The organism is Lentzea aerocolonigenes (assembly GCF_000955955.1).
In the GTDB taxonomy this organism is placed as follows: domain Bacteria; phylum Actinomycetota; class Actinomycetes; order Mycobacteriales; family Pseudonocardiaceae; genus Lentzea; species Lentzea aerocolonigenes_A.
The window spans coordinates 1-9,474 of record NZ_JYJG01000013.1 but is presented as its reverse complement, the minus strand read 5'-3'; the positions used below and the strand labels follow the sequence as shown (position 1 = coordinate 9,474).

At 68.8% G+C, this 9,474-nt stretch carries 9 protein-coding genes; 7 read left to right on the top strand and 2 right to left on the bottom strand.

Annotated features, from left to right (window positions below):
* Window positions 1-109: 109 nt before the first annotated feature.
* A complete protein-coding gene (gene pcrA, locus UK23_RS03660; RefSeq protein ID WP_045309909.1) occupies window positions 110-2,422 on the bottom strand; it encodes a DNA helicase PcrA in 2,313 nt (770 codons plus the stop codon).
* Window positions 2,423-2,542: 120 nt separating this feature from the next.
* On the opposite strand from pcrA, the gene UK23_RS03655 reads away from it, so the two are divergent.
* Window positions 2,543-2,965 carry a chorismate mutase gene (locus UK23_RS03655; RefSeq protein WP_419503863.1) on the top strand — a complete coding sequence of 141 codons (423 nt, stop codon included), beginning with the start codon at window positions 2,543-2,545 and terminating at the stop codon, window positions 2,963-2,965.
* Window positions 2,966-2,987: 22 nt separating this feature from the next.
* Here UK23_RS03655 and UK23_RS03650 read toward each other — a convergent pair whose 3' ends face one another.
* The gene (locus UK23_RS03650; RefSeq protein WP_045309910.1) at window positions 2,988-4,040 is read right to left on the bottom strand and encodes a histone deacetylase; all 1,053 of its coding nucleotides are present in this window, start codon (window positions 4,038-4,040) and stop codon (window positions 2,988-2,990) included.
* 70 nt (window positions 4,041-4,110) lie between these two features.
* Between UK23_RS03650 and UK23_RS03645 the strand changes: the two genes are divergently transcribed.
* The 6 genes from UK23_RS03645 to UK23_RS03620 form a co-directional block, all read left to right on the top strand.
* A complete protein-coding gene (locus UK23_RS03645; protein ID WP_045309907.1) occupies window positions 4,111-4,437 on the top strand; it encodes a hypothetical protein in 327 nt (108 codons plus the stop codon).
* Window positions 4,438-4,541: 104 nt separating this feature from the next.
* On the top strand, window positions 4,542-5,393 hold the full coding sequence (locus UK23_RS03640) for a hypothetical protein (protein WP_045309906.1): 852 nt from the start codon (window positions 4,542-4,544) through the stop codon (window positions 5,391-5,393).
* A 172-nt stretch (window positions 5,394-5,565) separates the two neighbouring features.
* A complete protein-coding gene (locus UK23_RS03635) occupies window positions 5,566-6,390 on the top strand; it encodes a hypothetical protein (protein WP_045309905.1) in 825 nt (274 codons plus the stop codon).
* Between the two features lie 166 nt (window positions 6,391-6,556).
* Window positions 6,557-7,423, top strand: a complete 867-nt coding sequence (locus tag UK23_RS03630; protein ID WP_045309904.1) for a hypothetical protein — start codon at window positions 6,557-6,559, stop codon at window positions 7,421-7,423.
* A gap of 149 nt (window positions 7,424-7,572) precedes the next feature.
* Window positions 7,573-8,892 carry a serine/threonine-protein kinase gene (locus UK23_RS03625; RefSeq protein WP_045309903.1) on the top strand — a complete coding sequence of 440 codons (1,320 nt, stop codon included), beginning with the start codon at window positions 7,573-7,575 and terminating at the stop codon, window positions 8,890-8,892.
* 118 nt (window positions 8,893-9,010) lie between these two features.
* Window positions 9,011-9,474, top strand: a 464-nt coding sequence (locus UK23_RS03620; protein ID WP_156212716.1) for a serine/threonine-protein kinase, incomplete at its 3' end; no start/stop codon positions are given.

The following is a 9,474-nucleotide window of genomic DNA, read 5'->3' as shown; positions in this document are numbered from 1 at the left end:
CGTCTGCAAGTACTACCAACTCATGATCAGAATGTCTCTAGCTACCACCAACATGCGCCGACCCCGGCGGTGCACCGTCGGGGTCGTGGCGTGGGGTGGGTGGAGTGGGCTAGAGCTTGGTCATGGGGACGCTGCCGATCAGCATCAGGCGGACTGTGCCCGAGTTGCCGAAGTCGATCGTGGCGGTGGCTCGTAGGCCCGCGCCGTCTACCGCTACTACTCGGCCCAGGCCGTACTTGTCGTGGGTTACGCGGTCGCCCGGTTCCAGCTTCATCGCTGGGGCGTCCTTCCAGCCCGCCTTGCCTGGGGCTGGGCGGGAGAGGCCGCGTGAGGCTATGCCGCCTGAGGCTGAGCGGCCCCAGGTTGTGGCGGCTGCCGGGGCCGAGCGGGAGGGCTCCACTCGGCGCCAGTCGATCAGGTCTTGGGGGATCTCGCCCAGGAAGCGGGAGGCCGGGTTGGCTGAGGGTTGGCCCCAGGCTGAGCGGACCAGGGCCCGGGACAGGTAGAGACGTTGCTGGGCTCGGGTGATGCCCACGTAGGCGAGGCGGCGTTCTTCGGCCAGTTCGGCTGGGTCGCCCAGGGCTCGCATGTGGGGGAAGACGCCGTCTTCCCAGCCTGTGCTGAAGACGACCGGGTACTCGAGGCCCTTTGCCGTGTGGATGGTCATCAGGGTTACCACGCCGTCGGACTCGGCGTCTGGGATCGAGTCGGCGTCGGCTACCAGGGAGACGCGTTCCAGGAAGGCTGGGAGGGAGGGGACCGGGTCGGCGCCTTCTGGGAGTTCCAGTTCGGTGAACTCGCGGGCGACGGTGACCAGCTCGTTCAGGTTTTCGACCCTGGTGTGGTCCTGCGGGTCCTCGCTGGCTTCCAGTTCGGTGCGGTAGCCGGTCTTCTCCAGGACGGCTTCGAGGATGTCGGCCACGTCGTCCTCGCGCTCGACCATCTCGCCGAGTTGGTCCATCAGTTCGACGAAGCCGGCGATTGCGTTGCGGGAGCGCGGGTTCAGCATCGGGACGCGGTCGTCCACGGCTTCGCGGAGGGCTGCGGCGAAGCTGATTCGTTCGCGTTCGGCGTAGGCGCTGACGCAGGCTTCGGCTCGGTCGCCGATGCCTCGCTTGGGGACGTTGAGGATTCGGCGGAGGGAGACCGTGTCCTCGGGGTTGGCCAAGGTCCTCAGGTACGCCAGGGCGTCGCGGACTTCTCGGCGCTCGTAGAAGCGGACGCCGCCCACCACGCGGTACGGGAGGCCCAGGCGGATGAAGATTTCCTCGAAGACGCGGGACTGGTTGTTGGTGCGGTAGAAGACGGCGATCTCGCTGTTGTTGACCTCGCCGCCGTCGACCAGGCGGTCGATCTCGCCAGCCACGAAGGCGGCTTCGTCGTGTTCGTTGTCGGCCACATAGCCGACGATCTTCTCGCCCTCGCCGAGGTCGGACCAGAGGGTCTTGTCGCGGCGGTTCGGGTTGCGGGAGATGACCGCGTTGGCCGCCGTGAGGATGTTCTGGGTGGAGCGGTAGTTCTGCTCCAGCAGGATCGTGGTGGCGTCCGGGTAGTCGCGCTCGAACTCCACGATGTTGCGGATCGTGGCGCCGCGGAAGGCGTAGATGGACTGGTCCGCGTCGCCGACCACGCACAGCTCCGCCGGGGGGATCTCGCCGCCCGCCTTGCCGACGAGCTCGCGCACCAGCGTGTACTGGGCGTGGTTCGTGTCCTGGTACTCGTCGACCATCACGTGGCGGAAGCGGCGGCGGTAGTGCTCGGCCACGTCCGGGAACGTCTGGAGGAGCTCGACCGTGCGCATGATGAGGTCGTCGAAGTCGAGCGAGTTCGACTCGCCCAGGCGGCGTTGGTAGACCGCGTAGACCTCGGCGACGCGGCGTTCCAGGTCGTTGGTGGCCTGGGCGGCGGCGGTCTCCGGGTCGATGAGCTCGTTCTTGAGGTTCGAGATGTGGATGGCGAGGGTGCGGGCCGCGTACTTCTTCGGGTCGAGATCGAGGTCTCGGGCGACGAGGGTGATGAGTCGGCGGGTGTCGTCGCTGTCGTAGATCGAGAAGTTCGACGACATGCCCAGGGTCTTGGCCTCGCGGCGCATGACGCGGACGCACATCGAGTGGAACGTCGACACCCACATCGAGCGGGCGCGGGCGCCCACCATGTCGGCCACGCGCTCCTTCATCTCCGCGGCGGCCTTGTTCGTGAACGTGATGGCCATGATCTGGCCGGGGTGCACGTCGCGTTCCGCGAGCAGGTAGGCGATCCGCCTGGTGAGGACGCGCGTCTTGCCGGAGCCGGCGCCCGCCACCACGAGCAGGGGCGAGCCGGCGTGCTCCACGGCACGGCGCTGCGCGGGGTTCAGGTCGTCGAGCAGGTGGCCCGCGCGGGAAACGGGGGGACTTGAGGGCAAGTCGAACAAGGCGCTCATCGTCCATCCACGGTACCGGGCGCCACCGACAAAACTCGTACCACCCGACCATGTGTTCGATGAGCGGCCGGTTCCCACCCTCCGGGCGGGTTTGGCGGGCGGCGGCGGTTCTGTGCAACACTGAGTTCGTGCGCGCGACGTTCTTCGAGTTTTTCTACGGGATCCGGACTCCGGCTCCCGTGGTCGTCTAGCGCTGACAAAGCCACCACGAAGCCCCGGAGTCCTCGGACCCCGGGGCTTCGTTCGCTTCCGGGCCAGGACTCGAAGAGTCGAGAGGTCACCACGATGGACACCACCACCGAGCCGGACATCAACGAGCTGCGCCAGGAGATCGACCACCTGGACGCCGAGATACTGCGTCTCGTGCAACGCCGCGTCGAGGTCTCCAAGATCATCGGCGCCGCCCGCATGGCAGCCGGCGGCACGAAGATCGTGCACAACCGCGAGATCGACGTCCTCAGCCGCTACAAGCCGCTCGGTCCGGAGGGCAAGGATCTGGCGATGATCCTGCTCAAGATGGGCCGCGGCCCGCTCGGCAGGTAGTCGGAAAGCCCTCGGCCCGGCGTCACAGCACGCCGGGCCAAAAAGGCTTGAGCGCCTTGCGGAGAAGCGCGAAATCCGCGTCCACGAGCTGGGAGTCGTCCGGCACGTAGGCCAGCGGGTCCTCGAGCAACGGCTCCGGCAGCCGCAGCAGGCCCTCCACCAGCGCGTGCAGGCACAGCGCGGAGTAGCCGCGCAGGTAGCCGCCCTCCTGGGTGAGCACGACCCGCGTCCCGAACGACGCCACCCGGCGGCCGATCTCGCGGTAGCCCGATGCGGTGATGTTGTGGCGGCCGTTGGGGTCGAACGCGGACCCGTCGAACCCGGACGCGCACACCAGCAGGTCCGGTGCGAACTCGCGCAGCAGCGGGAACGCGATCTCGTCGAGCGCGCGCAGGTACGCCGTGTCGCCCGCGCCCAGTGACAGCTCGATGTTCACGTTCCGGCCGTCAGCGCCCACCTCCGACGGCGCGCCCGTCTGCGGGTGGTTCGTGCCCCACGAGCCGTGCCGCATGTGCAGAGAGATCGTCAGCACGTCCGGACGGTCGTAGAACACCTCCTGCGTGCCGTTGCCGTGATGTACGTCCCAGTCCAGCACGGCGACCCGCATCCCTTGGCGTCGCGCGGTTTCCGCCACCAGCGCCGCGTTGTTCACGAAGCAGTAGCCGTCCGCCATGTCCGGCTGCGCGTGGTGCCCGGGCGGCCGTACGAGCGCGTAGGCAAGCGGTGCACCGGATTCCAGCGCTGCCAACGACGTTCCCGCCGCCGCGCACGCCGCACGCCACGTTTCAGGCCCCACGACCGTGTTCACCTCCAGCGCCACACGCTCCGAGACCCGCAACGAGTCGAGGTAGCCGGCCGTGTGCACGCGCAGAAGCTCGTCAACGGACGCATGCCGCCCCTCGTGCCACGTGAGGTGCTCAGCGACCGGACCGTGCGTCAGCGCGTGCCGGAACGTGCGCAGCCGCGCGGCGTTCTCCGGGTGCGGTTCGGCGACGTCGAGCCACGGCCAGAGGCCCGGCAGCTCCCACAGGCCTTCGCCGGCGTCGTGCTCGAGGCAGTCGTCGTGCCAGAACATGTCCACCCGAATCGGATATCAGGGCGATCACGGATGGTCCACCGCAAAAAACTGGAGGCACACTGGAGGCATGGGCCTCATCGCCGCACTGATCGCCATCGCCGGCCTGCTCGCCGCCTTGGCGCACGACGCATATCTGGGCTTGCTCGGTTCGGCCGCGAACAAGAAGGGCCTCGCCGGAGCCCCTGTCTCGCAGTTCGTCCGCAGCCGCTGGAAGATCGCCATCATCACGACGGTGGGCGCGGTGATCGGCCTGTTGATCACCAACGGCGACACGGTCAGCGCCGACGTGATCGGCGCGATCATCGCGGGCGGCAGTGGTCTGGCCGCGCTCAACGGCGTCCAGAAGACGCACAAGCAGCTGAACAGCGGTCAAGCCCAACTCCCGCCGAGGTAGTAAAACCACACTTTCGTGTGTCACTCGTCCTGAACGCCCCCTTTTGGTTGGTTCGGTACGTCCGGACGGCCCTACTCTGATTGCGTCGCAGAGGGGTGTCGGGGATGGACGAACTACTGCCGGGCAAACATCGTCTCGACCACGGTGTCGCGCAGCCGCAGCAAGAGCAGGCGCGCCCCGTCGTCGGTGGCGACCGCATCCCGCTGCCCCGCCGCCGCCAGATCGACCCGCTGCAGGACACCGACGGCCTGCGGAAGTTCAACATCGGCCTGGTGCCCGCCTCGGTCACGCCGCCGCGCACCTGGAAGCGCGCGGCCTGGTTCGCCGTCGTCTCGTCGGTGCTCGTGCTGGTCGGGCTGAGCGTCGCCGCGGCCAAGCTGGTCGGCGGTGGCGGCGCGGTCGAGACCGTCGGCCTGCCCGGCTACCCGTCGGACGTGCCGCTGATCTCCGCGCTGCCCACCGGCGGCACCAGCCCCTCGGTCACCGGCACGAAGCCGTCCGCCGCGGGCACCGGCAAGGGCGCTGCCGTGCCGGGCACGGGTTCCAGCGCGCCCGGCTCGAGCGGTCCGGCCGTCAGCACCAAGCCGCCGTCCGGCACCGCGCCGCCCGTGATCACGACCGTGCCGGTCACCCAGGCGCCGGTCGTCGACGGCGCCAAGATCGCCCAGCAGACCGAGCACTTCTACCGCGAGATGGCGACGAACGCGGACACCGCGCTCGCCATGACCACGGACACGGTCAAGTCGAACGCCGGCGCGCTGCTCGAGGGCAGGCTCGCCGACATCTCGCTGATCGAGGTCAAGGAGATCGTCGTCGACCCGAGCAAGGGCCTCACCGTCAGCCTGCTGCAGGTGACGAAGAAGGACGGCTCGATCAGCACCGAGAAGCGCGAGCTGAGCTTCACGCTCGGCGACCTGCCCTTGATCAACGGTGAACGGTTGAAGCTGGGCGGCTGAAGTGGCTAAAGGTCACGGCCCGAGTTACCGACCGTAGTAGGTAGCACCATCGAGCGAATCCCGAGCACCGCCCAACGCCACGGACGGCTGAAGTCCACCGAGATGCTGGCGTAGTCACGCGGAGCCACGGTACGTCTTCTGGTGACCACGGACAGTACGGAGGACGAGACCAGTGCAGCGTCCCGCGACGACCGGCCGGAGGCACACCCGCGCCGGCTCGATCAGCGTGGCTGAGCTGATCAAACAGCAGCCGACCCCGATGCGCATCCTGTCGAACGAGGAAGCCGCCACCGACGCTCTCGTCACATCACTGCTCGGTCCCACCGAGACCATGACGAACATGACCGCGACCACTGCGGTCATCCCCGCCGTTCCCGGCCGCCGCCGCCGCAACCGCAAGAGCCGCACCGCCAAGGCCATCGGCCTGCTGACGGGCGCGATCGTGCTGGTCAGCGCAGTTTCGGGCGCGGCGATCCTCGCGGGCAAGCGGCCGGCGAACCAGGGCATCCCGGTCACCGAACGGCCCGTCGCGCTGTCCGGCGCGAGCGCGCTGCGGCCCGACGTCCTCTCGGCCCAGCTGCCGAACGAGAACAAGCCGCTGCAGACCGCCGCCGACACCCCGCTGCCGCAGCCGTCCGCGCTGCTGCTGGAGACGCCCGAACCGACCACTCCGGAGGTCTCGGTCGGCCCTCAGCCGCAGGTCGACGTGGTGAAGCGGTTCTACGAGCTGCTCACGACCAAGCCCAACTCGGCGGCCAAGCTGCTCTCCCCGGACCTCGTCGGCGCGAACCCCAAGGAGTTCGTCGAGTCCTGGGGGATCATCAAGACGGTCAACGTCGACCAGACCTCCGTCCGGCCGGACGGATCGGTGCTCGCGGTCGTCTCGATGCAGGAGCTCGACGGCAGCTGGCTGCGCATCGAACAGCTCTTCTGGCTCACCGACACCACCCAGCCGCGGATCATCGGCACCGAGGTCCTTTCGGCGCAGAGGAGTTAGGCCGCACCCAACTGGTCTCGCCGTTCGCAGTCGAACGGTGACCGCTCGTCGCGAAAACTTGGTTCCGGACGTGAAAATTCCCCCGAAGGGGTTACATCTCGGGTCACGATTCGGTATCCATGATCCCGCCAGTGCGCGAACGCGAACTTGGAAGGGTGAACGAGCGGTGTCGATTGAGGACCATCGTCGGCGGCTGAACGGAACGGCGGAGTCGACCGGCCAGCTGTCCGTCGCCGAGCTGATCGCCCGCCGCGAGGCGGAAACCGTGGAGATCCCGGTGATCACCGACGACATCACCCCGGAGGCTTTCGAGCCGACGATCAAGTTCAAGCCGGTCAAGGCGCCGGGCGGCAAGAAGAAGCAGCCCATGAAGGAGCTGCACATCACGGAGCTGCTGCGCCGTGAGGGCCGTTCCGACGACACGCAGCGCAGCGGGTTCACCGTCGGCAAGCTGGCCGTCGCGGCCAGCGGCGGCGTGGTCCTCTGCGGTTCCGTGGCCTTCGCCGCCTCCTCGTGGCTGTCCCCGACAGACGAGCGCCCGCTCGCCGAGGTGCGGTTCGACGAGCGCACTCAGGCCCGTGGCGCCAGCGCCGGCACCGAGGGCGTCGTGAAGCTGCCGTCGAACAAGACGCAGCAGGAAGACGCCACCGAGACCCAGGCGGCCGACCCGACGACGGAGCAGACCCAGACGCGCGTCGCCCCGTACGTCCAGACCCAGCAGCCGAAGGCCCCCGCGCCGCAGACGCAGACCCAGCAGCCGACGCAACAGCCGACCTCGCAGACGCAGTCGCCGTCCACGAGCACGCCGTCGTCGGAGACCAGCAAGCCGAGCACGCCGCCGTCGAGCGAGACGCCTCCGCCGCCCAGCTCGTCCGTGAACCCGCCGAGCAGCAGCACCCCGCCCGCCTCGACCCCGCTGCCCCCGCCGTCCAACCCGGTCGACGTCAGCGTGGACCTCGGCATCCTCGACCCGGTGCTCAACACCGTGGGCGACACCGTCGGCGGCTTCGACTTCTTCGCACCGGTGAACTGAGGCACAACCCGGTAGCTCAGCAACCGCCCACGGCAGGGGTACCCTGTGCGGGCATTCCGGACGACCGCTGACTACCGCACGAGGAGCACGAGCGTGGGATCTGCTGCCGCAGCCGCAGTCTCGCTGTCGAGCACCCCCGAGGTGGTCGAGTGACGACGTCCGACGCCACCGACGGCCGTCTGATCGCCGATCGCTACCGCTTCCTCGACCGCATCGGTTCCGGCGCGATGGGCATCGTCTGGCGCGCCCACGACGAACGCCTCGGCCGCGAGGTCGCCATCAAGCAGCTGCTGCTGGCCCCCGGACTGGACGAGGCCGAGCAGGACGAGGCCATCCAGCGCGCCATGCGCGAGGGCCGCATCGCCGCCAAGCTGCACCACCCGAACGCCATCGCCGTGTACGACGTCGTCGAGGAAGACGGCGTCCCGTGCCTGGTCATGGAGTACCTGCCGTCCTACAGCCTGGCCGACGCGCTGGCCGAGGGCGGGCCGATGGACCCGGTCGAGGTCGCCTCCATCGGCGCCCAGTGCGCGGCGGCACTGGCGGCGGCCCACGCGGCGGGCATCGTGCACCGCGACATCAAGCCCGGCAACGTGCTGATCGCCGACAACGGCGTCGTCAAGATCACCGACTTCGGCATCTCGCGGGCTTCGGACGACATCACGGTCACCAAGACCGGCCTGATCGCCGGCACGCCCGCGTACCTCGCGCCGGAGATCGCGCGGGGCCAGGACCCGACGCCGGCCTCCGACGTCTACTCGCTCGGCTCGACGCTGTTCGCCGCGATGGAGGGCGAACCGCCCTATGGAGTGAGCGAGAACACTCTCGGTGTTCTGCACGCAGTCGCGGCCGGGCGGATCAACCCGCCGACCGTCGACCACCCGCTCTCCGACACGCTGCTGTACCTGCTGAACTACGAGCCGGCCGACCGGCCGACGATGCCGCAGGCGCGCGAGCTGCTGGCGGCGGTCGCGAACGGTCGCTCGCCGTCGTTCAGCGGACTGGCGGCGGTCGCCGGACCCGACCCGACGACGATGATCGAGCCCGAGCGGACCCGCGTGGTCCGGCCGGCGCCGCGCACGTCGCCGCCTCGCACCGCGCCGCCGATGGTCCCCGCCGGCAAGCAGCAGGACAACCGGCCGCTGGTCATCGCCGCGGTGGTTTTGGCTCTGTTGCTGGTGATCGGTGGCCTGCTGGTCGCGCTGGGCGTGTTCAACAAGGAGAAGGAGACACCGGTCGTACCGCCGGCCTCCTCGTCGTCGGTGGTGCCGACGACGACCACGACTCCTGAGGTGACGACCACCACGCCCGAGGCAACGACTACGCGCGAAACGACGTCTAGCACTACGACGACTACAACTACGACCACCACAACGACGACTACGACGACGACAACCACACCGCCGCCGTCGAGCACGACTACTACGACGACCACCACGACTCCGCCGTCCGCCAAGCCGGGTGGCTGAGCACGTTCCGTCGTAGATATCTCGTAAGGTGGGTACCCGCACCGTTGGGGTGATCTGAACCCATTGGTGTGACGAGCCGTTGAACAGAGAGCAAGTGACCGCACAGCGGGGAGCAACTGTGACCGACGATGGCCGATTGGTCGCTGGTCGCTACCGATTGAGCCAGCGGATCGGTAGTGGCGCCATGGGCGTCGTCTGGACAGCGCACGACGAACGCCTGCACCGCACCGTCGCGGTCAAGCAGCTGCTCCTGCAGCCCGGACTGGCCGAAGCCGACACGGACGAGGCGAAGAGACGGGCCATGCGCGAGGGCCGCATCGCCGCGCGGCTGCAACACCCGCACGCGGTTGCCGTGTACGACGTCGCCGAGGACGACAGCCAGCCGTGGCTGATCATGGAATACCTACCGTCCAAGAGCCTCTCCGCGGTGCTCTCCGAACGCGGCACGCTCCCGCCGCGCGACGTGGCGTCGATCGGCATGCAGGTCGCGTCCGCACTGGCCGCCGCGCACAACGCCGGCATCGTGCACCGCGACATCAAGCCCGGCAACGTGCTGCTCGGCGACGACGGCACGGTCAAGAT

Coding starts and splice junctions, on each gene's coding strand:
- pcrA (WP_045309909.1), bottom strand. CDS start 2,422: ATGAGCGCCTTGTTCGACTTGCCCTCAAGTCCCCCCGTTTCCCGCGCG.
- UK23_RS03650 (WP_045309910.1), bottom strand. CDS start 4,040: ATGTTCTGGCACGACGACTGCCTCGAGCACGACGCCGGCGAAGGCCTG.
- UK23_RS03645 (WP_045309907.1), top strand. CDS start 4,111: ATGGGCCTCATCGCCGCACTGATCGCCATCGCCGGCCTGCTCGCCGCC.
- UK23_RS03640 (WP_045309906.1), top strand. CDS start 4,542: ATGGACGAACTACTGCCGGGCAAACATCGTCTCGACCACGGTGTCGCG.